Annotated in this window: 18 protein-coding genes and 1 riboswitch; of the genes, 5 read left to right on the top strand and 13 right to left on the bottom strand. The window is 65.1% G+C overall.

Annotated features, from left to right (window positions below):
* Positions 1-42: 42 nt before the first annotated feature.
* The 3 genes from uvrB to ACYVKQ_RS06900 all read right to left on the bottom strand — a co-directional run bounded on the left by uvrB (position 43) and on the right by ACYVKQ_RS06900 (position 4,517).
* Positions 43-2,085 carry an excinuclease ABC subunit UvrB gene (gene uvrB, locus ACYVKQ_RS06910; protein WP_460577004.1) on the bottom strand — a complete coding sequence of 681 codons (2,043 nt, stop codon included), beginning with the start codon at positions 2,083-2,085 and terminating at the stop codon, positions 43-45.
* Positions 2,086-2,236: 151 nt separating this feature from the next.
* Positions 2,237-3,856: an outer membrane beta-barrel protein gene (locus tag ACYVKQ_RS06905; RefSeq protein WP_460577002.1), complete on the bottom strand. Its 1,620-nt coding sequence runs from the start codon at positions 3,854-3,856 to the stop codon at positions 2,237-2,239.
* Positions 3,837-4,517, bottom strand: a complete 681-nt coding sequence (locus tag ACYVKQ_RS06900) for an RNA polymerase sigma factor (RefSeq protein WP_460577000.1) — start codon at positions 4,515-4,517, stop codon at positions 3,837-3,839. The genes ACYVKQ_RS06905 and ACYVKQ_RS06900 overlap by 20 nt, the downstream gene beginning before the upstream one ends.
* A 343-nt stretch (positions 4,518-4,860) precedes the next feature.
* Between ACYVKQ_RS06900 and wrbA the strand changes: the two genes are divergently transcribed.
* A complete protein-coding gene (wrbA, locus tag ACYVKQ_RS06895; RefSeq protein WP_460576998.1) occupies positions 4,861-5,319 on the top strand; it encodes an NADPH-dependent FMN reductase family protein in 459 nt (152 codons plus the stop codon).
* A gap of 225 nt (positions 5,320-5,544) precedes the next feature.
* Here the strand turns inward: wrbA and ACYVKQ_RS06890 are convergent, their stop codons facing one another.
* Both ACYVKQ_RS06890 and ACYVKQ_RS06885 read right to left on the bottom strand, forming a co-directional pair.
* Positions 5,545-6,309, bottom strand: coding sequence for a LytR/AlgR family response regulator transcription factor (locus ACYVKQ_RS06890; protein WP_460576996.1), 765 nt, complete (start codon positions 6,307-6,309; stop codon positions 5,545-5,547).
* 29 nt (positions 6,310-6,338) lie between these two features.
* The gene (locus tag ACYVKQ_RS06885; protein ID WP_460576994.1) at positions 6,339-7,487 is read right to left on the bottom strand and encodes a sensor histidine kinase; all 1,149 of its coding nucleotides are present in this window, start codon (positions 7,485-7,487) and stop codon (positions 6,339-6,341) included.
* Positions 7,488-7,747: 260 nt separating this feature from the next.
* Here ACYVKQ_RS06885 and ACYVKQ_RS06880 point away from each other — a divergent pair, with 260 nt between their 5' ends.
* The 4 genes from ACYVKQ_RS06880 (at position 7,748) to ACYVKQ_RS06865 (ending at position 12,901) form a co-directional block, all read left to right on the top strand.
* Positions 7,748-8,674 carry an ABC transporter ATP-binding protein gene (locus ACYVKQ_RS06880; protein ID WP_460576992.1) on the top strand — a complete coding sequence of 309 codons (927 nt, stop codon included), beginning with the start codon at positions 7,748-7,750 and terminating at the stop codon, positions 8,672-8,674.
* Positions 8,671-9,558, top strand: a complete 888-nt coding sequence (locus ACYVKQ_RS06875) for an ABC transporter permease (RefSeq protein WP_460576990.1) — start codon at positions 8,671-8,673, stop codon at positions 9,556-9,558. Before ACYVKQ_RS06880 ends, ACYVKQ_RS06875 begins: the two co-directional genes overlap by 4 nt.
* Positions 9,559-9,833: 275 nt before the next feature.
* A complete protein-coding gene (locus tag ACYVKQ_RS06870) occupies positions 9,834-12,443 on the top strand; it encodes a TonB-dependent receptor (protein ID WP_460576988.1) in 2,610 nt (869 codons plus the stop codon).
* A gap of 281 nt (positions 12,444-12,724) precedes the next feature.
* A complete protein-coding gene (locus tag ACYVKQ_RS06865; RefSeq protein WP_460576986.1) occupies positions 12,725-12,901 on the top strand; it encodes a hypothetical protein in 177 nt (58 codons plus the stop codon).
* 112 nt (positions 12,902-13,013) lie between these two features.
* Here ACYVKQ_RS06865 and ACYVKQ_RS06860 read toward each other — a convergent pair whose 3' ends face one another.
* From ACYVKQ_RS06860 to ACYVKQ_RS06825, 8 genes are all read right to left on the bottom strand, one after another.
* Positions 13,014-13,757 carry a shikimate dehydrogenase family protein gene (locus ACYVKQ_RS06860; RefSeq protein WP_460576984.1) on the bottom strand — a complete coding sequence of 248 codons (744 nt, stop codon included), beginning with the start codon at positions 13,755-13,757 and terminating at the stop codon, positions 13,014-13,016.
* A gap of 98 nt (positions 13,758-13,855) precedes the next feature.
* The gene (locus ACYVKQ_RS06855) at positions 13,856-14,506 is read right to left on the bottom strand and encodes an SNARE-associated domain-containing protein (RefSeq protein ID WP_460576982.1); all 651 of its coding nucleotides are present in this window, start codon (positions 14,504-14,506) and stop codon (positions 13,856-13,858) included.
* Positions 14,507-14,611: 105 nt separating this feature from the next.
* Positions 14,612-14,998 (bottom strand): acyl-CoA thioesterase, encoded by a 387-nt coding sequence (locus ACYVKQ_RS06850; protein ID WP_460576980.1) that lies wholly within the window; start codon positions 14,996-14,998, stop codon positions 14,612-14,614.
* Positions 14,999-15,161: 163 nt separating this feature from the next.
* Positions 15,162-15,359, bottom strand: a riboswitch (cobalamin riboswitch).
* Positions 15,360-15,554: 195 nt separating this feature from the next.
* A complete protein-coding gene (locus ACYVKQ_RS06845; RefSeq protein WP_460576978.1) occupies positions 15,555-16,922 on the bottom strand; it encodes a PQQ-dependent sugar dehydrogenase in 1,368 nt (455 codons plus the stop codon).
* 68 nt (positions 16,923-16,990) lie between these two features.
* A complete protein-coding gene (locus tag ACYVKQ_RS06840; RefSeq protein WP_460576976.1) occupies positions 16,991-17,869 on the bottom strand; it encodes an alpha/beta hydrolase in 879 nt (292 codons plus the stop codon).
* Positions 17,870-17,953: 84 nt separating this feature from the next.
* The gene (locus ACYVKQ_RS06835) at positions 17,954-18,478 is read right to left on the bottom strand and encodes a GNAT family N-acetyltransferase (RefSeq protein WP_460576974.1); all 525 of its coding nucleotides are present in this window, start codon (positions 18,476-18,478) and stop codon (positions 17,954-17,956) included.
* Positions 18,479-18,562: 84 nt separating this feature from the next.
* Positions 18,563-19,039, bottom strand: a complete 477-nt coding sequence (locus ACYVKQ_RS06830) for a hypothetical protein (RefSeq protein ID WP_460576972.1) — start codon at positions 19,037-19,039, stop codon at positions 18,563-18,565.
* Between the two features lie 264 nt (positions 19,040-19,303).
* Positions 19,304-20,137 carry a phosphosulfolactate synthase gene (locus ACYVKQ_RS06825; RefSeq protein ID WP_460576971.1) on the bottom strand — a complete coding sequence of 278 codons (834 nt, stop codon included), beginning with the start codon at positions 20,135-20,137 and terminating at the stop codon, positions 19,304-19,306.
* Positions 20,138-20,202 lie beyond the last annotated feature (65 nt).

Below are 20,202 nucleotides of genomic sequence, written 5' to 3'. Positions count from 1 at the left end.
GCCCGAGCTGGCGTTTGTGGCACGCAGATCTATCTGCGGGGCTTAGTCGCGCTTGGTTTTGAGCAGCTGCCGCAGGGAAGCCAGCTCGTCGCGGAACTTGGCGGCCTGCAGGAAGTCCAGCTCCTTGGCGGCGGCTTCCATCTGCTTTTCGGTTTGCTTGATGAGCTTTTCCAGGTCGGCCTTGCTCATCATGGCCACCACCGGCTCGGCCGCAATGGCCAGCCCGCCGCCGTCCTCGTCGGGGCCGACGTAGGCCATGGGTTGCTCCGGCACGCGGTAATCGGAGAGCGACGTTTGCTCCATGATGGCCTCGCGCGACTTGCGCACGGTGCGCGGGGTGATGCCGTGCTCCTCGTTATAAGCCATCTGGGTGGCGCGGCGGCGGTTCGTTTCGTCCATGGCGCGCTGCATGGAGCCGGTGATGCGGTCGGCGTACATGATGACTTTGCCGCGGTCGTTACGGGCGGCGCGGCCCATGGTCTGAATCAGGCTGCGCTGGTCGCGCAGGAAGCCTTCCTTATCGGCGTCGAGAATAGCCACCAGCGACACCTCCGGCAAATCCAGGCCCTCGCGCAGCAGGTTCACGCCGATCAGCACGTCGATTTCGCCCAGGCGCAGCTGCCGCAGGATTTCTACCCGGTCCAGCGTTTTCACGTCGGAGTGCACGTAGCTGACCTTGATGTTGAGGCGCTCCATGTACTTGGTCAGCTCCTCGGCCATGCGCTTGGTGAGCGTCGTGACGAGTACCCGGTCGCCCATCTTCACGCGGTTGTCCACCTCGTCAAGCAAATCGTCGATCTGGTTGATGCTCGGCCGGATTTCGATTTCGGGGTCCAGCAGGCCCGTCGGGCGGATAATCTGCTCCACCACCACGCCACCGGCGCGCTCCAGCTCGTAGTCGGCCGGCGTGGCCGACACGTACACGGCCTGCCGGAACATGCTCTCAAACTCGTTGAAGGTGAGCGGGCGGTTGTCCATGGCCGAGGGCAGGCGGAAGCCGTACTCCACCAGCGCGGTTTTGCGGCTTCGGTCGCCGCCCCACATGGCCCGGATCTGCGGCATGGTGGCGTGGCTTTCGTCCACCACCAGCAGGTAGTCGTCGGGGAAGTAGTCGAGCAAGCAGAACGGGCGCGAGCCGGGCGAGCGGCCGTCGAAGTAGCGCGAGTAGTTCTCGATACCCGAGCAGTAGCCCAGCTCCCGGATCATCTCCAGGTCGAACTCGGTGCGCTCCACGATGCGCTTGGCCTCCGAGTCGCGCCCCTCCTTCTCGAAGTAGGCGTGCTGCTGCACCATGTCGTACTGAATTTCCTTGATGGCCTGCTGCAGGGTATCCTTGCCGGTCACGAAGAGGTTGGCCGGAAACAGCGCCACGTCCTTTTCCTCGCCCAGCTTCTTGCCGCTTTCCGGATCGATGCGGTGCAGGGCCTCGATTTCATCGCCGAAAAAGTAGATACGGTAGGCGTAGTCGAGGTAGGCCGGGAAAATGTCCACCGTGTCGCCCTTCACGCGGAAGGTACCGCGGGTAAACTCCTGCTCGGTGCGCGAGTACAGGATCTGCACGAACTGGTAAAGCAGGGCGTTGCGCGAAAACTTCAGCCCCGGCTTCAGCAGGATCATGTTCTTGCCGAACTCCTCGGGGTTGCCGATGCCGTAGATGCACGACACCGACGCCACCACAATCACGTCGCGCCGCCCGCTGAGCAGCGAGGACGTGGTGTGTAGCCGCAGCTTCTCGATTTCCTGGTTGATGGCCAGGTCCTTCTCGATGAACACGTCCGTCGAAGCGATGTACGCCTCGGGCTGGTAGTAGTCGTAGTAGCTGATGTAGTACTCGACGGCGTTGTTGGGGAAGAATTGCTTGAACTCGCCGTAGAGCTGGGCAGCCAGCGTCTTGTTGTGGGCCAGGATCAGCGCCGGCTTGCCCGTCTGGGCAATGACGTTGGCCATCGTGAAGGTCTTGCCGGTGCCGGTAGCCCCCAGCAGTACCTGGGCCGGCTCGCCCGCCTCGATGCCCGCCACGAGCTGGGCAATGGCTTTGGGCTGGTCGCCGGTAGGCTTGAATTCAGAGGTCAGTTGGTACTCCATGCGGGGAGAATTCGGAGAGCGGGAAAGATAACCCTTCTTAACTACGGCGGCGCGCAGGGGGTTTCCGCCGAACAAAGAAAAACCCCACGACTGGATACCAGCCGCAGGGTTCGACCCAGGTGAGTGAGTGGGTAATGCTGGGGAAGCTTTATCAGGGAGCCAGCTCGGCTTTGCCGCCGCCAAACTCTACGCTGGCCGCCAGCCCCACCGCGTACGGGCGGGTGCGCTTGCTCCAGCCTTCGCTCGGATTGACGTTCAGCGTGTTCAGCCCGGCTTCCGCCTCGGGGCCCACGTTGAGCTGCCAGTTGCCGCGAGCGGGCGAGAAGCGTACGCCCGCGCTGCCCCGGGCCGAGGCCAGCACGCGGCGGTAAGGCGCATCACTAGTGGCGCTGAGCGTCCCGACGTCGGTACGGTTGCGCAGCAGCACGTTCACGGCGGCGCCTACGGCGGCATACACGCCCCAGCCCTGCTTGCGCCCTTCGTAGCGCACCTGCACCGGCACGCCGATGGTGGTCAGGTGGTAGCGGCCGGTCTGGAATTTCTGGTCGGCGGCACTGGGGCTGTTGGCGCTGCTAAACTGCCGGGTAACTTCGCGGCCGGTGTTGCCGCTGATGGCCGCCAGCTCGGCGCCGGTCAGCAGGGTCCAGTGCTTTTTGCCCAAGGGTACGGCCACCCCCAGCTGCCCGCGCTGGGCCAGGCCCGGCTGCAGTTTCGTGGGCTCTTCGACGGGAGCGGGCCGCAGCGGCGAGGCCGGCGACGCAAAATTCAAAGCCATTCCCGTGCCGGCGGCGCCGCTCACGTTGGGCACAAAGCGCTGGGCAGCATAGCTGCCGCGCCACTTCCACCGACTGTTCAGCTCTTTTTTGTCATCGGTTTCTTCTTCCGACGAAACCTGCGCGGCCAGCAGCACGGGGGCGCTCAGCAGCGCGGGCTTCACCGAATCGGGACGGCTGCCAGCGGCGGCCCGCCGCAGACGGCTGGCAATGGGCTGCAGGCCGTCGATGCCGTCTGCCTGGGCGGCAGCCGGCGCGGCCAGGGCGCCGGCGGCGGGCATGCGGGCCGCCGCCAACGCGCTGCCGGGCGTGGCGAGGGAGCCGTTACCACCGTTCAGCGGCAGGCTGCGCCCACCGGGCATAGCGCCGCCGGGCACCGGCGCCGACTGCCCCGCCTCCATACCGAAAGTCTGCTTGATGGTGGCCAGCGCGCGGCTTACCAGCCCAGGCTGGGTAGCGGCCTCCGGCGCAGCGCCAAACGACTCCCGCAGAGCCCCGACAGCCAAGCCAGGTCCTACGGCCGCATCGGCCGCAGGGCTTTGGGCGGCCACGCCTTCGGAGGACTGGCGCAGGTCAAAAGCATCGGCAGCAGCGCCACCAGCACCGGCCGGGCGGCCTTCCGCTGCGGCTGTGCTGCGCTGCGCCTCGCCGGAGACCGAGGCGTTGGCAGCTTCGCCAAGGCGGCTGGCCGCGGCCTCGGTGGCAGCGCGGTTGGTTACGGCTGCTACCTGCGCCGGGGTATCAGCGGTCAGGGTACGCTGGGTCAGCCAGCCGCCTACGCCCAGCGTGGCCACGGCGCAGGCCGCAGCGGCCAGACGGCGGTAGCCCACCAGCCGGCGGCGGTAGCCTTGGTTTTCCCGCAGCAGCAGCTCGTGGTCGAGCCGGTCCCACACGTCGGCGCGGGGCGTGAGCTCAGCCTCGGCAAACTTCTGGCGGAACATCTCCTCCAGGTTGCCGGTGGGCGGCCGGTGGTCGTGGTTATCGGAAACGGGTGTCATTGCAACGTTGGTCGAGTCTTTCCAGCTTGGCTTTCAGGATTGCGCGGGCCCGGGAGTACTGCGACTTGCTGGTACCCTCCGAAATGCCGAGCATCTCGCCAATTTCTTTGTGGCCGTAGCCTTCGATGGCAAACAGGTTGAACACCATGCGGTAACGCGGGGCCAGGTCCTGCACCATCTTGAGTAATTCTTCGAAGTTGTAGTTCGAAAGGATGAGCTCCTCGTCGGCTACGGCTTCGGGGTATTCGCTTTCCGTAACGGCCAGCATGGGCGCGTTGCGGCGGTGCTGGCGCAGGGCGGCGTTGATCATGATACGCCGAATCCAGAACTCCAGCGGGCATTCGCGCCGGAAGTGGCTCAAGTTGCTGAACACCGTCACAAACCCTTCCTGCAGCACGTCTTCGGCTTCGAAGGTCGTCTGCGAGTAGCGGGAGCACACGGCCAGCATGCGGCCGGCGTAGCGCACGTACAGCTCTTTCTGGGCCACGCGGCTGCCGTCGAGGCAGGCGTCAATCAGCTCGGCTTCGCTCCAGCGGTTGGCCGGCTGCAGCGGACGCGTGGCAGCCGGTGGAGCCACGTCGGAAGCTTCCGTAGGTGAAGCGGAGAGCCCGCCCACGAGCCGGCCCAGACCGCTGGTGCCAAAGGCGGCGAGGGCACTCATACGTGGGCCCGGCAAGTGCGGCCGGGGGCGCCATTACCCAGCGCAAAGCGGCGGCGGGAGCTGGTAACAGGTAGCAGATGTCTCATGGGCTAATGGACCACGGAATAGCAAAACAGAACCGCTCAGCAGGCAGCGGCAATAGGAGGAGCAGCGCGGGCGCTGCGGGGTTGCAAGTCAGGGTAATTTTTTCTCGGCGCGGGCTCTATCCACTGCCCGCTGGTGCTTTCAGCACTCCTAAAGCTACGGCTTATCCCGCAGCACCCCAACCTCACTGCCCGATTCCCGGTACCTACCCTAGCCTGGCCGCCGGCCGGGCTTCTTTCACCTTCTCCGTACCCACACCATGAAAACCCTCGTTCTGTTCTACTCCACCTATGGCCACGTCTGGAAAATGGCCGAAGCCGTGGCCGAAGGCGCCCGCGAAGTTGCCGGCAACGAAGTTACCCTCAAGCGAGTGCCTGAGACCCTGCCCCAAGAGCTGCTGGCTCAGATAGGGGCTACCCAGGCGCAGCAGGCGTTTGCGCACCTGCCAGTAGCCACAGTGGAGGAGCTGGCCGACTACGACGCCATCATCCTGGGCGTGCCCACGCGCTACGGTAGCCTGTGCGGGCAGGTGCAGGCTTTCCTTGATGCCACCGGGCCGCTGTGGGCCCGCGGGGCGCTGGTCGGCAAAGTGGGTGGGGCCTTTGTGAGCACCGCTACGCAGCACGGCGGCCAGGAAACCACTATCCGTACCGCGCATACGGCCTTGCTTCACCACGGAATGGTCATTGCCGGCCTGCCCTACGCCTGGCAGGGCTAGTCGCGCATCGACGAAATAACGGGTGGCTCGCCTTACGGCGCCAGCACCATTGCCGGCGGCAAGGGCGAGCGGCAACCCAGCGAAAACGAGCTGGAGGGCGCCCGCTACCAGGGCCGCTACACGGCCCAGATTGCCAGCAAGCTGGCGCAGAAGTAAATCGGAGCGACCATAGCCGGGTGAATTGAGGTACGCCGGATCATCCGAGCCTCAACTCACCTTTTGGCCTCACAGCTGATTATAGGCGCGGATCAGGGCCATGAACCCGTCGCGGTAGGCGTCGCCGACGGGCAGCAGGCGGCCGGCCACCTGCACCTTGCTGCGCTCCACGTGCTCGATGCGGTTCAAGGCCACCAAGAAGGACTTGTGGATGCGGGCGAAGCGCTGCGGCGGCAGCACCTCCTCCACCCGCCGAAACGACTGCAGCGTCAGGATCTTGCCGCTCTCGGCCGTGTAAATCATCAGGTACTCGCGCATGCCCTCGATGTAGAGGATGTCGTCGAAGGCCACGCGCTGCAGCCGGTGCTCGTTTTTGACGAACATGGCATCCGCCGCCACGGCCGGCGCCGCGGGCCCGGCCTCCAAGGCCGGGGCCGGAGCCGAAACCGGCGCGGCGGTGAGGGCACGCACCTTGTTGACGGCCTGCAAGAACCGCTCGAAGGCAATGGGCTTCAGCAGGTAATCGGTAGCGCTCAGCTCGTAGCTCTGCACGGCGTACTGGTCGTAGGCCGTAGTAAAGACCACCCGAGGAGCCGGCCGGGGCAGCAGCTGCACGAGCTGCAGGCCCGTGATGCGCGGCATGTGAATATCCACGAACACCACATCGACGGGGTGGTCCTGCACGTACGCCAGCGCCTGCAACGCATCGTGAAACTGCCCACGCAGCTCCAGAAACGGCAGCTGCGCGCAGTAACCGGCCAGCACGTCGAGGGCCAGCGGCTCGTCGTCGATGAGCACGCAGCTAAGCTTGCGGGTAGGTTTGGCGGATTCCATGCGGGGCAAGGTAGAAAGGTGGCGCCCGATCAAGCCAGCGCGGCGGGCCACAGCGTGAGCGTGACGCGGTGGCGCCCGGGCGGCACCTCTACCTGCAGCTGGTGGCGACCGGGGTAGAGCAGCTCCAGACGGCGGCGTAGGTTGGTGAGGCCTACACCGCCGGCTTGCTCCAGGGCAGGGCCCGCGGCCGGCGCCGCCACGGCGTTTTGTACCACGAAGCACAGCGCACCGTCGGCGGCTAGGCGGAGCTCCAGACTCACGGCGGGGCGGGCCGTCAGGTCGCCGTGCTTGAAGGCGTTTTCGACCAGCGGCAGCAGCAGCATGGGCGCAATGGGCCAGGCCACGTCGGCGGGCATACCAGCGGTGTCGAACGCCACGGCGGCCGGGCCGGTGGAAGGCAGCCGCAGGCGCTGCAGATCGAGGAAGCTGCGCAGGTGCTGCAGCTCCTGAGTTAGCGGCACGGTGTCGGCGCTGCTCTCGTAGAGCATGTACCGCATGATGTCGGCGAGGCGCAGCACGGCCTCGGGGGCGCGGTCGGATTTCTGGCTGGCCAGGGCGTAAATGTTGTTCAGGGTATTGAACAGGAAGTGCGGGTTCACCTGCATTTTCAGCAACGACAGCTCCGTGAGCAGCTGCCGGCGCTCCAGCTCGCGCCGGTTGCGCTGCTCGCGCAGGTAGTCGCCGGTGACTTTCAGGGCCGAGCTCAGAAACACCATCATCAGACCAGTAAGGGCGTAAGGAATCAGCAGCTTGGGCAGCGCGGGCGGGGGCAGATCCGCCGGGGTGCTGTACACCCAGCGCGAGGCGGCCACCCGCAGGCTCACAAATGCCGCCAGCAGCACCAGCACGCCCAGGGCATAGAGCAGCACCCGGCCGCGGGCCAGCAGGCGCGGAATCAGCTCGCGCCAGTTCAGGTAGAAGATGGCCGCGTACAGAGCATCGGTGCAGAGGCTGCGCAGCACGGCGCTTTGCCAAAGCTCCCGGCCGGACAGGCCGTGGCGCTCAGGCACGGTGAGCATTTGCCAGAACTGCAGCCCGTCGCTGATCAGCAGCAGCGCCCCGAGCACCAAGTGGGCCCAGAGCGGCACGCGCCGCTCGCCGGGGGCAGCCGGGCGCCCCGTAAACGGGGGGGCGGATGCTGCCGGGGCCAGGGCCACGGCATCGGAGGAAAGGCTCATAGCAGCGGAATAAAAAAAGCGGCCGCAATCTACCGGCCGGCCGGGGCGGACGCTGCCCAATTTCAACGAACTGCCCGCGGCACGCCGCCAAAGCCCCCGTTTGGCCCTCCAACCTGATTCAGCCCGGCCGATGCCCGGTGCCCCGCGACTGGCAGCCCGAATCCGGCTTTTCGTCCCGGAAATCGAGTGGTTGGTGGAATATTCCAATAGCGGGCCTTACCGATTCCTAGGTTTGCTGCCGTTCCAACTCCCGCACCGCTATGGCGACTTCCTTTCTCGTCGAAACCCACGCGCTGTCCTTCGACTTCGGCCGGCGGCCTGTGCTCCACCACCTTGATCTGCAGGTGCCCGCCGGCAGCATCTACGGCTTTCTGGGGCCGAACGGGGCGGGCAAGAGCACCACCTTGCGCCTGCTGCTGGGCCTGCTGCCCGCGCCGGCTGGTAGCGTGCGCCTCTTCGGCCACGACCTGAGCCGGCAGCGCCTTACGGCCCTGAGCCGCGTCGGGGCCCTGATCGAAATGCCTTCGCTCTACGACCACCTTAGCGGCCGCGACAACCTGGAGGTGACGCGCCGCCTGCGCGGGCTGCCCCACTCCCGCACCGCCGAGGTGCTGGCCGTGGTGGGGCTGACCGCCGACGCCGGCCGGCCGGTGCGGCAGTATTCGCTGGGCATGCGCCAGCGCCTCGGGCTGGCCCTGGCCCTGCTGTCGGAGCCGGAGCTGCTCATCCTCGACGAGCCCACCAACGGTCTTGATCCGCAGGGCATTGCCGAGATGCGCGAGCTGCTGCTCGCCCTGCAGCGGGCGCACGGCAAAACCATCCTGCTGTCGAGTCATCTCATCGGGGAGATTGAGCGCGTGGCCTCGCACGTGGGCGTCATCCAGCACGGGGAGCTGCTATTTCAGGGCAGCCTGGCGGCGCTGCAGCTCCGGCAGGCCGATCAAACCCAGATTGTCATTGAAACGGAAAGCGCGGAAACCTGCCGCCTGCTGCTGCCCGCCGATTTGGGCCACGCCACGGTGCTCGGGCCCGGCACGCTGGGCGTGCCGTTCCAATCGAGCGAGCAGCTGGCGTACCTGGCGCAGCAACTGGTGTACGCCGGGCAGCCGCTCTACGGCCTGCGCCGGCAGCAGCCCACCCTGGAGCAAACCTTCCTGCACCTCACCGAACAAGCTGTAGCCCTATGAATTACTCCGCTTTGCCGTCTCCGCTGGTGCAGCTGCGCCGCAGCCTCGCGGCCGATGTACTCAAGCTCAAGCATACCGCCGCCCTCTGGCTGAGCGTGGGCAGCGGCGTGCTGCCGGTGGTGCTGGCCTTCTGCATTTATTACTTCAAAGGCCACGAGCTGCTCAGGCCGGAACAGGACCCGTGGGGCGTGTATCTGCTCAAGAGCTGGCAGACGCCGGCGGCCCTGCTGCTGCCCTTGTTCGTGGTGCTGCTCACCAGCCTGGTACTGGGCGTGGAAAACCGCGCCAACGCCTGGAAGCACCTGTACGCCCAGCCCATCGGCCGGCTCAGCACTTTTGTCAGCAAGCTGCTGATTGTGCTCGGGCTGAATGCGCTGGCCCAGCTGCTGTTCTTGCTGCTGCTGATAGCCTCGGGCTGGGTGTTGGGGCTGCTGCGGCCCGGCCTGCACTTCCTCGACCACGCCGTTCCTGTGGGCGCCGCCGGCCGCCTGCTGCTGCACACCTACGTGGCCACTCTGGGGCTGCTAGCGGTGCAGTACGTGGCCGCGCTCTGGTCGCGCAGCTTCGTGACGCCCGTGGCCCTGGGCATGGGCAGCATCGTCACGTCGCTGATTCTGCTCCGCTGGGAACACATCGACTGGGTACCGTACGCCGCGCCGCTGCAGGCGGTGCGGGCCGGCCGGCTGGTGGGCGACGCGCTGCAGGTGCCGCTGCCGCTCACCTCGGCCGAACAGCTGGCGCTGGGCTGGTTCGTAGGGGTGCTGGTGGCGGGCTACGCGGCGCTGCGCTACCGGCACGAGGGCGCCGCAGCCCTGCCAAAACGCTTCCGGCGGGCCCCTTCAGCAACAATTTTGTCTGGTGGAAATGCAACCCAGCCTGTGTAGGCGACGACCCTTGTCGCACGTACGTAACCGGGCGCGTCCTGGCGCCGCCTATCACATGAACGAGTGATTGATTAAGCCTGATTCCACCCGGTCCTTTGTGCTGCTGTAAGGCCATCTGCCCGGCGCCGCGTTTTCTGAGCACCTGACCTGCCGCGCCTGCGGGCGCCCCCACCCTTCACAGCTACCCGCTCGGCTTTGCCCACGCCTTGTAGCTCCACCCTTCGTTGCCGGCTGCCCCAGCGGCCTTCACCCTCCCTCCGCCCCTCCTTATCGTTATGAAAAACGCTTTACTCCTGCTGCTGGCCTCTTCCAGCCTGGCAGCAACGCAGGCCGCTGCACAGGCACCGGCTGCCAAACCGGTAGCTCCCAGCGGTGCCCCTACGGGTGCCCCCGGCGGTGCCAGCCCCAAAGCCGCCATTCTGGCCGCCCCGGCCGTGCGCGGCAACGGCCGCATCACGGGCACCGTGCTCGACGCGGCCACCAAGCAGCCGGTGGAATTTGCGACCGTGGCCCTGCTGCCGGCCGTGGGCGAACAGCCCATCGACGGCGCCGTGGCCGACGACAAAGGCCGCTTCGCGCTGAAAGGCCTGGCTGCCGGCTCGTACCGCCTCTCCATCAGCTTTATCGGCTACGGCGCCTCGGTGCAGCCCATTACGCTGGCCGAAGGCAAGATGAGCGTGGACTTGGGCACCGTGGCCCTGACCTCGCAGGCCAAGCAGCTGGGCGAGGTGCAGGTAACCGGCGAGCGGCCCGTGGTGGAAAGCAAGCCCGACCGCCTCGTGTACAACGCCGCCCAGGACAACACCAACAAGGGCGGCACCGCGGCCGACGTGCTGCGCAAGGCCCCGATGGTGTCGGTGGACCCGGACGGCAACCTGCAGCTGCGCGGCTCCGGCAACGTGCGCGTGCTCATCAACGGCAAGCCCTCGGCCGTGGTGGCCGGCGACATCGCGGAAGCCCTCAAGCAGCTGCCGGCCGACCAGATCAAGAACGTGGAGGTGATTACCTCGCCGTCGGCCAAGTACGACGCGGAAGGCTCGGCGGGCATCATCAACATCGTGCTCAAGGAAAACAACCTGCAGGGCGTCAACGGCAACGTGGGCCTGGCCGTGGGCACGCGCAACTCCAACGGCAACCTCGGCCTGAACGCCCGCAAAGGCAAGTTCGGCTTATCGTCGGCCATCAACGGGTGGGCCTTTTATGCACCCGGCGTGCAGGAGGTGGACCGCACCGACCGCAACGTGCGCAGCGACGACGGCATCATCACCACCGGGCGGCTGATGCAGCGCAACGAGGGCCGCGCCCAGGGCGGCGGCGGCAACGGCCGCATCGGGCTGGAATTTGAGCCTTCGCCCCTGCACACCTTCAGCCTGTCGGTGAACGGCAACATGTTCCGCAACCGCAACAAGGCCGACATCTACAACACGTACACCCTGGACGAAGGCGTGCTGGACACCAGCAACCCGCTGGCCGGCAACTACACCCGTAACTTCGCGCAGCGCTTCCGCACCCAGAGCTACGATTTGACGGGCACTTACACCCGCAGCTTCGGGCAGGGCAGCCGCCGCGAGTGGACGGTGCTGGCCCAGCACAACCGCAACCGCAACAACCGCCGCTACGAGGTGGACCAGTTTCGCCTCGACGACTACGACAAGCTGAACACGGTGTTCCGGGAGTTCAGCCCGAACCTCTCGCGCAACCTGGAAACCACCCTGCAAACCGACTACGTGCACCCGCTGTCGGAAAAGCAGACCGCGGAAGTGGGCGTGAAGATGATTGACCGGCAGGTGGAGAGCGAGTACAGCGTGCTGCGCGACCTGACCGGGCAGCAGGGCCTGCTCCTCATTCCGGAGCTGACCAACAACTACGATTACACCCAGCGCGTGCTGGCCGGCTACGCCACTTACGCCACCAGCCTGGGCAAGAAGTACAACGTGCGCCTCGGGGCCCGCGCCGAGCGCACGGAGCTGGAGGGCAACTTCCAGAACCAGGACCGGCCGTTCGCGCTGGACTTCACGAACGTGCTGCCCAACGTAGCCCTGACGCGCAACCTCAAGCAGCCCGGCTCCTCGGTACGCCTGAGCTACTCGCGCCGCATCCAGCGCCCGAGTATCTTCTTCCTGAACCCCTACCGCAACGAGACGGACCCGCGCAACATCTCGCAGGGCAACCCGGAACTGGACGCCGAGTTCACCGACAACTACGAGCTGAACTGGAACACCTTCGTGAAGACCTCGGTGATTAACGTGTCCTTGTACTCGCGCCAGACCAACAACGCCATCGAGCGGGTGTACAACACCGATGAGCAGGGCCGGGTGGTATCGACGTTCGGCAACGTGGCCCGCAACCAGACGTACGGCCTGAACCTGTTCGGCTCGGTGAAGCCCCTGCCCAAATGGGACGTGAGCGGCAACCTGAGCGTGTTCTACGTGGACCTGTACAGCGCAGCGCTGAAGCAGCTGAACCAGAAAAACCGCAACTCCGGCGTCGTGTACTCGGCCAACATCAACTCGGGCTACAAGTTCGACAAGGGCTACAGCCTGCAGTTCTTCGGCATGCTGAACTCGCCGCGCATCCAGCTGCAAGGCCGCAACTCGCCCTGGCAGATGTACTCCATCGGGCTGCGCAAGGACCTGCTGAAGGGCAAGGCCGACCTGACCCTGAACGCCGACAACCTCTTCGCGCGCAACATCCGTCTCTACAACGACTTCGACAACGGCCGCTCCGACTCGCGCAACACCACGTACGTGTACAACCGCGGCGTGCGCGCGGCCTTCAACTACCGCTTCGGCAAGCTGGAGAACAAGCCCAAGCGCCCCAGCCGCTCCATCCGCAACGACGACCAGAAGTCGGGGGACGGTGGCGGCGGCCAGGGCGGCAACTAATCGCTCCGCAACGCCCACACGTTCTGTTCTGATGACCTCTTGCCGGCCGGCGCTTCCTCGCGGAAGCGCCGGCCGCTGCTTTTTAAGGGGCATGTAGCCAGCGGTGCGTCTGCTGCGGCCATCAGCCGTTCGGACAGCCCGCAACGGCCCCGGCACAGCGGCAACAGCATTCGGGCGAAACACGGCCACGGACGGCGCGGCGGCGCGGCACCTTTGTCGTGTTCCAGGGCCACCACGCCACCTGGGATACCACACCAAGCGCAACGTTTCCTTCGCCGCTCATGAAAGCTCCCCTGCTCGCCCGCCTCGCTTCGCTGTTTCTGGTTGTAGCCCTGCTGCTCCCGACTGTGGCCGTCTTTGCCGCCAGCCCGGCCCGCGGCCGGTACCAAAAGCACCGCCTGCACCGCCCGGTGTATAAGAAGTACCAGCCAGGCTGCCGCTGGATTTTTCAGAAGTAAAGCGTGGGCAATGGTTGATGGTTAAATGGTCAAATGGTTAAATGGCTGGCCGTTCGGACGAATCGTTGAACGACCAGCCATTTAGCCATCGAGCCATTTGACAATCAAAAAGTCATTGATTCCAGATCGTCCAGGCGGCTTCGGCCTGCAGGCACAGCATCTCGAAGCCATTCTGGGCGTGGGCGCCCTGCTCCCGGCCGCGGCGCAGAAACTCGGTTTCGCGGGGGTTGTACACCAAGTCGAAAAGGTAGTGCCGGGCAGTGAGCAGCTCGTACGGAATGGGCGGGCAGGCCTCCACCTGCGGGTAGGTGCCCAGCGGCGTGGTATTGACGATGAGCGTATGCTCGGTCAGCAACTGCGGCGTGAGGTCGGCGTAAGTCAGGCCGCGGCTCATCGGGTCGCGCGAGACCACCCAGTGGCGGATATCCAGCTCGCGCAAGGCCACTTCCACGGCCTTGGCGGCCCCGCCGGTACCCAGCACCAGGGCCGCGGCCGCCTCGCCGCGCAGCGGGTAAAAGCGCCGCAGCGACTCGCGGAAGCCCACGTAATCCGTGTTGTGCCCGATCAGCCGGCCCTCCGGCCCAAACTGCACCGTGTTGACGGCGCCCACCCGGCCGGCGGAAGGTGCCAGCTCGTCGAGGTACGGGATGATCTGCTCCTTGTAGGGAATGGTCACGTTCAGGCCCTGCAGCTGCGGATGCGCCGCCAGCAAGGCGGGCAGCTCGCGGATGTCGGCCAGCTCAAAGGCTTCGTAGACGCAATCCTCCAGGCCCAGGTGCTCGAACTTCCGCTGGAAGTACGTGGGCGAAAACGAGTGCGTCAGCGTGCGCCCGATCAATCCAAATTCGCGGCTCATACTCCCTGGGGGTTGGTTTCGGACCCGAAAAAGCAAAAAAAACCGCCCCGGCCAAAGCGGCTCGGGGCGGGTTCATACTTTCTATTGTCCAAATCCAGTTAGCGGGCTACCGGGCTGCGGCGCTGCTTGATAAACTCGAAAACAACCGGCAGCACCGACACGGCAATGATGAGCAGCGTGAACAGGCCGAAGTTCTTTTGGATGATGGAAATGCCGCCCAGGAAGTAGCCGGCCCCCGTGAGCAGCACCACCCACAGCACGGCTCCTACGACGTTGTAGGAGAGGAAGCGGGTGTAGCTCATGGTGCCCACGCCAGCGATGAAGGGCGCGAAGGTGCGGATGATCGGGATAAAGCGGGCGATGATGATGGTTTTGGCGCCGTGCTTCTCGTAGAATTCCTGGGTGCGGATCAGGTGCTCCCGCTTGAGGAAGCGGTAATCGCGCCGGAACACCCGCGGCCCGATGTAGTCGCCGATGTGGTAGTTGAGCGCGTCGCCGAGCACGGCCGCCACGATGAGCAGCAGCATCAGCACGCCCACGTTCAGGGGGCTGCCGTCGAGGGCGGCCAGCGAGCCGGCGGCGAACAGCAGCGAGTCGCCGGGCAGGAAGGGCAGCACCACCACGCCCGTTTCTACGAAGATGATCAGGAACAGAATGGCGTACGTCCAGGTGTCGTACTGCTGCACCAACTCGGTCAGGTGCTTATCGAGGTGCAGAACAATGTCAATGAAGTCCTTGATGATTTCCATGCGGGCGTGAGATTAGCTTACAAAGCTAACCCGTAAGCGGCAAAGGCCCAGCCGTGCGGGCCAAACTCACCCCCAAGCCGAAATGCCTGGAGCCGGCCAGCAGTGCTACAGTACGCTGATCGGCACCTTATCCTCGTCGATGGCCACGAAGGTAAAGGTGCCCGATACGGCATCCTGGCGCAGCTCGGAATACATTTCCTCGATGTGGATGTCCACCGTCACGTCCAGGCTTTTGGTGCCGATGCGCGAGATGCGCCCTACCAATTCCACGATGGTGCCGGCCGGGATGGGAATGCGGAAGTTGATGCGGTCGGACGAGACGGTGACCATGCGCTTGCGGCTGAAGCGCGTGGCGGCGATAAACGCCACTTCGTCCATCATCTGCATGGCCGTGCCGCCAAACAGCGTGTCGTAGTGGTTTGTGGTGTTGGGGAAAACGGCTTTGAAGAGGCGCGTTTCGGCTTGGGTAATGCGTTGGGCCAGGTCTGTCATGGCAAAGAAAAAGGAAGGTTAGCCCGCGCTGGCACCGGCCGCGCGCTGCTTGCCGCTCCTCCTCGGGCCATAACGGGGCTTCCTCCGACGCCCGGCCCCATGCAGACGCCAGTTACGGGTAGTTCCCAATTGACCCAACGGCAGCTTCAAGTCGCGAAAGCGCGCGTCACGTCGTGGTAAGGCAAGTCTCCTGGCTCGTAACGGGGCGGCCGGCCTTCTCGCTTCCGCACGCGGAAGCAATGGCGTGCAGCAGGGCCGCCCGGGTAGTTACTTACAGTTGCGCGACAGCCCGTGATTTGCACACGGTTCCTTCTTCGTCCGGGCCCGTGGCGGGCCCAAAACCTTACTACGGCAATTGCGGATGGTAAAGAACGAGCCGCAAGGTAGGGTGAAGTAGACGCGCGCCAGTCAACAGTAGTGAAGATTGTCCGTCGTCCTGAGCACAGCACAGCTTCTTGTCCCCACCGCGAAGCGCAGCCACCACCGAAATAAGGAGTCCGTACGGGGCATCAGCGCCCTTCGCGGCGCTCAGGAAGGCGGCCGGCTACTCAATGGCCTACCGACTGCCAGCCGCTGTGCCGCCGTTTTTGCTGGCGGCTACCCGCCAGATAGTGTTGGCCGCATCGTCGGTCACTAGCATGGCGCCATCGGGGGCCACGAAGGTGCCCACCGGGCGGCCGTAGGCTTTGTCACCGCCGGCCAGGAAGCCCGTCAGGAAGTCTTCGGGCGGGCCGCTGGGCTTGCCGTTTTGGAAGGGCACAAACACCACTTTGTAGCCCGAGTAGGCCGAGCGGTTCCAGGAGCCGTGCTGCCCGATGAAGGCGCCGCCGCGGTACTTGGTGGGAAAGGCCGCGGCGTCGTAGAAGGCCAGCCCCAGCGAAGCCGTGTGGGCGCCCAGCGGCACTTCGGGCACCAGGGTTTTCTGCACCAGCGCCGGCTGCTCGCCTTGGCGGCGCGGGTCCTCGTTCGGACCGAAATATGCGTAGGGCCAGCCGTAGAAGCCGCCCTCGCGCACGCTGGTCAGGTAATCGGGCACTAGGTCGTCGCCCAGTTCGTCGCGCTCGTTCACGGCCGTCCACAGCGTTTTCGTGGCCGGGTTCCAGGCCATGCCCACGGGGTTGCGCAGGCCGGCGGCGTATATTTTCTCGCCCGAGCCGTCGGGGTTGATCTGCAGGATGTTGGCCCGGCGCGTTTCTTCTTCCGCTCCGTGCTCCATCACGTTGGAGGCCGAGCCCACCGACACGTAGATTTTCTGGCCGTTGGGCGCGGCCAGCAGGTTGCGCGTCCAGTGGTTGTTGTAGCCGCCCTTGGGCAGCGTCATGATTTTCTGGCCCGGGCTGGTGATTTTGGTTTGGCCGGCTTTGTAAGGGAATCGCAGCACGCCGTCGGTATTGGCCACGTAGAAGTAGCCATCGAGCACGAGCATGCCGAAGGGCTGGCTCAGGCCCGTCGCCAGGAACGTCTCGCGCAGTTCCGGCCGCCCGTCTTGGTCCGCGTCGCGCAGCAGGGTGATGCGGTTGGCGCTGTTCTCGCGCAAGGACCGGGACTTATCCAGGTTCAGCTCGGCGGCTATCTTTTTCTTGGTTGTGGTCGGAATGGTGCTGGCCTCGGCCACCAGCACGTCGCCGTTGGGTGCGATGTACAGCCAGCGCGGGCTCTCGAAACCATCGGCGTACTTGGTGACGGAGAAGCCGGCCGGGGCCGTCGGGGTTTTGCCGGCCGGCCAGTCGATGATGTCCACGCGCTTGGTAGCGGATTTCGTGGCATTGGGCGGGGGCAGCGCCAGCGTCTGCGCAGTGGCGGCCGTATCGGCAGCGGTGGCCGCGTTGGCCGCGCCGGCCTCGGCGTTGGTGGGTTTGGCGTTTTGATTGCAGGCCGCCAGCAGCAGCGCAGCGACTGGTAGGTAAAGCGGCAACGTTTTCATAAGGCGGGCGGCAAGCGGTGTGTTTGCCCTCATACCAGTCGGGCGGCCGTAGGGTTGCCCGCGCTGGCCTATCGGCCTTGGAACGAACCGAGTAAAAAGCGCGCGGGCACGTCGAAACGCTTTTTCCAAGCGGCTTCGTTGTGGGCTGCGCCCTCGTACTTGCGCGTGCGCCAGTTGCGTTCGGTGTAGCCTTTGGCGCGCAGCAGGCTGTCGACGCGCCGCTGGTGCGGCTCGTAGCGGGCATCCAGGGTAGTGGTGCCAAAGTCGAAATAGAGGCCCGGCCGACGGCCCTTGTTAGGCAGGTGCTGATCCAAGTAGCGCAGGCAAGCGGAGGTAAAGTCCGCAGTGTTGTTTTGCAGGCTCAGCGGCCAGTGGGTGGAAAGGCACGCCGCCCGGCCAAATACGTGCGGGTACTCCACGGCGGCGTACAGCGAAATCAGGCCACCCATGCTGCTGCCGCCGATAAACGTGCTTTGCCGCCGTTTATCGGTCTGGTAATGCCCGTCGATATAGGGCTTTAGCTCCTGCACCAGAAAGCGCAGGTATTCGTCGGACAGCGGCGGGCCGGCCAGCAGGCGTTCCTGCGCCAGTTGCGCCTGGCGGGCGGTACTCATCAGCCGAAAGGGCTTGGCGGGGCAGTACTCGGCGAAGCGGCGTCCGGTGTTCCACACGCCCACCACGATGACGTCGGGACGTACTTCGCCGCGCTGCTGCAGCCGGGCCAAGGTACTGTCGACCTCCCAGGCCACTCCGCCGTAGCTGCTGGCCGGGTGAAACAGGTTCTGCCCGTCATGCATGTACAGCACGGCGTAGCGGCGGCCGGGACGTGGGTAATCAGCAGGCAACCACACATCCACGTGGCGGGGCTGGACAAACTGCGAGGGAAAATCGGCCAAATGCTCCACGCGGCCCGGGTCACGCGGGTCGTCGGCGCGGAAAGCGAGCAAGCCGCAAGTAGTGCCTACCCACAGGAGCAAGCGGCTCGCCCCCACAGCGCTGATTATACGTTTGAGATTCATGGTTCCTAAGTCCTACGCCTGGGGCGTCAGCAGCGAGTAAATGGCCGAGTCTAAAAACTGCCCGCGGAAGTAATAGTTCTCGCGGTGGTAGGCCTCGCGCACAAAGCCCTGCCGTTCCAGCAGCCGGATGGAAGCCGCATTCTGAGGATTTACGTTGGCTTCGATGCTGTGCAGACCCATCACCTCAAAAGCGTACCGGCATACCGTGGCCAGGGCCTCGCCCATCAGGCCCTGCCCCCAGCCGTCGGGGTGCAGCGTGTAGCCCACTTCGGCGCGGTGGTGCTCCGGTATCAGGCGCCATAGTCCGCAGGTCCCCAGCAGCCGCTCCTCCTCGCCCAGTCGGGCGAGGCCCCACACGATGCCCTCGTTTTTCACCAGCGCCTCGTCCATGCGCCGAACGACGGCTTCCGCCTCGGCCAGCGAAGCGTCGGGTTCCCGGTCAAGGTAGCGCATCACCGCCGGGTCGGAGCGCAGAAAAAGGATGGTGGGCGAATCGGCGGGCGTAATGCGGCGCAACACGAGGCGGGGAGTGCGCAATTCAGCAAACGGGGTCAATTGGAAGTGTAGCATACGGGCAAGGCGACTGGCCGCGCAAGGTAGCCGGTTTGGGCCGCCGCTCGGTTAGCTGTTAGCTTCCAGCAGCTCCACGTTGCCGCGCAGGTCCATGAGGAAGCAGCGCACCTGCAGCGGGCAGTCGGGCCGTCCGGCGCTCCAAGCCCGAATCTTGTCGGCCAGTTGTTGGGCGTAGCGGTTGTGCAGAACACGCTCCGAATCGTACGCTTGGTCTGAGTCGCCGAACGTGCCTTCTTCGCCCAAAAATTCGCGGTACGCCCCGCAGTTACGGTGTTCCAGGATGTACACGTCGCGCACCTTATGCAGCTGGCAGGCCACTTCCAGGTGTTCAAACAGGGCAACAGACCACTGCTCTTTGTGCATGGCGCCCAAGGCCGCCCCGGCCAGGATGAACTGGTCGTAGCGGTTGGTGAGGTTGTCGTGGTCCATGAAGCGCCCGATGTCGTCGAGCAGACGCAGGTCCATACAACTCAGCAGCAGCACATTGCCGCGGGCCGGCGGATAGGTGGGATAATGGCGACGCATAGGAATGAGCAATGGGGGTTGGGGTGACGGGCGGACGCATCGGAGGGCCAACCAGCGGCTCGGAACCATCCGCCTCCTGCTCGCCGCTATACGCACCTACCCCGCCTGGAAGTTGTGGCCAGCGCTGAAATGCTGGCGCCCGGCCCGCAAAAAAGCCACGGCCTCCCGTCGGGAAACCGTGGCCTTTCTGCGGGCCGGAGCGGAGTTGGTTGTGCCGAATGGGACCGGGGTACGTCCAAGTTCCGGCCACCTCCGAAGCTGGCTTTACCCGCGCGGCATGGAAGTGCCGGGCTTGGCGCCGGGCTTTTCCACGGGCTTGAACATGGGGTCGACGCCGTCCATGTCGAGGAAGTGGGAGAACGTGTCGCCGCGCAGGCCGAGGCGGATGGTTTCCAGCGAAATGACTTCATTCGGGGCGATGTTGCCCAGGTTCACGTTGGCGCCGAGCAGCTTGATGAACCACACCTGCTGGGCTTTCTGCGGAGCTTCCCAGAGAATCTTCTCGAAGGGAATCTGCGTCAGGATTTCCTCTACCAGGCCCGAACGAACCTCGCCCGTCGAGCGGAACAAACCCACGTTGCCGGCCTCGCGGGCTTCGCCGATAACCTTGATGGCGCCGGCTTCGAGCTCGGTGCGCATCTGCTGAATCCACTTGTAGGGCGGGATGATCTTCTCCGCGTCCTTGGAGCCCACTTCCGACAGCACCTTCACGTCCTTCGACAGTTCGCGGATAAAGTCCAGCTTCCGCTCGTGGTCCAGCTCAATGGAGCCGTCCGATACCTCGGCGTACTCCATGCTGTACTGGTCGAGCAGGCGGCGGTAGTCGTCGAACTGCCCGCGGATGATGAAGGCTTCGAACAGGGTGCCGCCGAAGTACACCGGAATACCGGCGGCCTTGTAGGCGTCGAGCTTGCGCTGCAGCGAGGTGGTCACGTAGGACGTGGCCCAGCCCAGCTTGACGATATCCGTGTATTCGGCGCCGTTTTCCAGGAAATCTTCGACTTCGCGCACGCTCAGGCCCTTGTCCATGACCATGGTGAAGCCTTGCTCGCGCGGTTTCTGGGTGCGCTCCGGGATTTGCGAAAGGGTGTAGTTCATCTTGTGTGGGTGGTCAAATGGCGCAATGGCCAACAGGCTGGTCGTTCTGGCAACGGCAAAAAAAG

The sequence above is a fragment of the Hymenobacter coalescens genome, assembly GCF_054783195.1.
Note: the sequence above shows the minus strand (reverse complement) of the source record. Positions and strands in the feature narration are given on the sequence as shown.

What these genes read in the sequence shown, in the direction of transcription:
- uvrB (WP_460577004.1), bottom strand. Translation starts at nt 2,085, where the DNA reads ATGGAGTACCAACTGACCTCTGAATTCAAGCCTACCGGCGACCAGCCC.
- ACYVKQ_RS06905 (WP_460577002.1), bottom strand. Translation starts at nt 3,856, where the DNA reads ATGACACCCGTTTCCGATAACCACGACCACCGGCCGCCCACCGGCAAC.
- ACYVKQ_RS06900 (WP_460577000.1), bottom strand. Translation starts at nt 4,517, where the DNA reads ATGAGTGCCCTCGCCGCCTTTGGCACCAGCGGTCTGGGCCGGCTCGTG.
- wrbA (WP_460576998.1), top strand. Translation starts at nt 4,861, where the DNA reads ATGAAAACCCTCGTTCTGTTCTACTCCACCTATGGCCACGTCTGGAAA.
- ACYVKQ_RS06890 (WP_460576996.1), bottom strand. Translation starts at nt 6,309, where the DNA reads ATGGAATCCGCCAAACCTACCCGCAAGCTTAGCTGCGTGCTCATCGAC.
- ACYVKQ_RS06885 (WP_460576994.1), bottom strand. Translation starts at nt 7,487, where the DNA reads ATGAGCCTTTCCTCCGATGCCGTGGCCCTGGCCCCGGCAGCATCCGCC.
- ACYVKQ_RS06880 (WP_460576992.1), top strand. Translation starts at nt 7,748, where the DNA reads ATGGCGACTTCCTTTCTCGTCGAAACCCACGCGCTGTCCTTCGACTTC.
- ACYVKQ_RS06875 (WP_460576990.1), top strand. Translation starts at nt 8,671, where the DNA reads ATGAATTACTCCGCTTTGCCGTCTCCGCTGGTGCAGCTGCGCCGCAGC.
- ACYVKQ_RS06870 (WP_460576988.1), top strand. Translation starts at nt 9,834, where the DNA reads ATGAAAAACGCTTTACTCCTGCTGCTGGCCTCTTCCAGCCTGGCAGCA.
- ACYVKQ_RS06865 (WP_460576986.1), top strand. Translation starts at nt 12,725, where the DNA reads ATGAAAGCTCCCCTGCTCGCCCGCCTCGCTTCGCTGTTTCTGGTTGTA.
- ACYVKQ_RS06860 (WP_460576984.1), bottom strand. Translation starts at nt 13,757, where the DNA reads ATGAGCCGCGAATTTGGATTGATCGGGCGCACGCTGACGCACTCGTTT.
- ACYVKQ_RS06855 (WP_460576982.1), bottom strand. Translation starts at nt 14,506, where the DNA reads ATGGAAATCATCAAGGACTTCATTGACATTGTTCTGCACCTCGATAAG.
- ACYVKQ_RS06850 (WP_460576980.1), bottom strand. Translation starts at nt 14,998, where the DNA reads ATGACAGACCTGGCCCAACGCATTACCCAAGCCGAAACGCGCCTCTTC.
- ACYVKQ_RS06845 (WP_460576978.1), bottom strand. Translation starts at nt 16,922, where the DNA reads ATGAAAACGTTGCCGCTTTACCTACCAGTCGCTGCGCTGCTGCTGGCG.
- ACYVKQ_RS06830 (WP_460576972.1), bottom strand. Translation starts at nt 19,039, where the DNA reads ATGCGTCGCCATTATCCCACCTATCCGCCGGCCCGCGGCAATGTGCTG.
- ACYVKQ_RS06825 (WP_460576971.1), bottom strand. Translation starts at nt 20,137, where the DNA reads ATGAACTACACCCTTTCGCAAATCCCGGAGCGCACCCAGAAACCGCGC.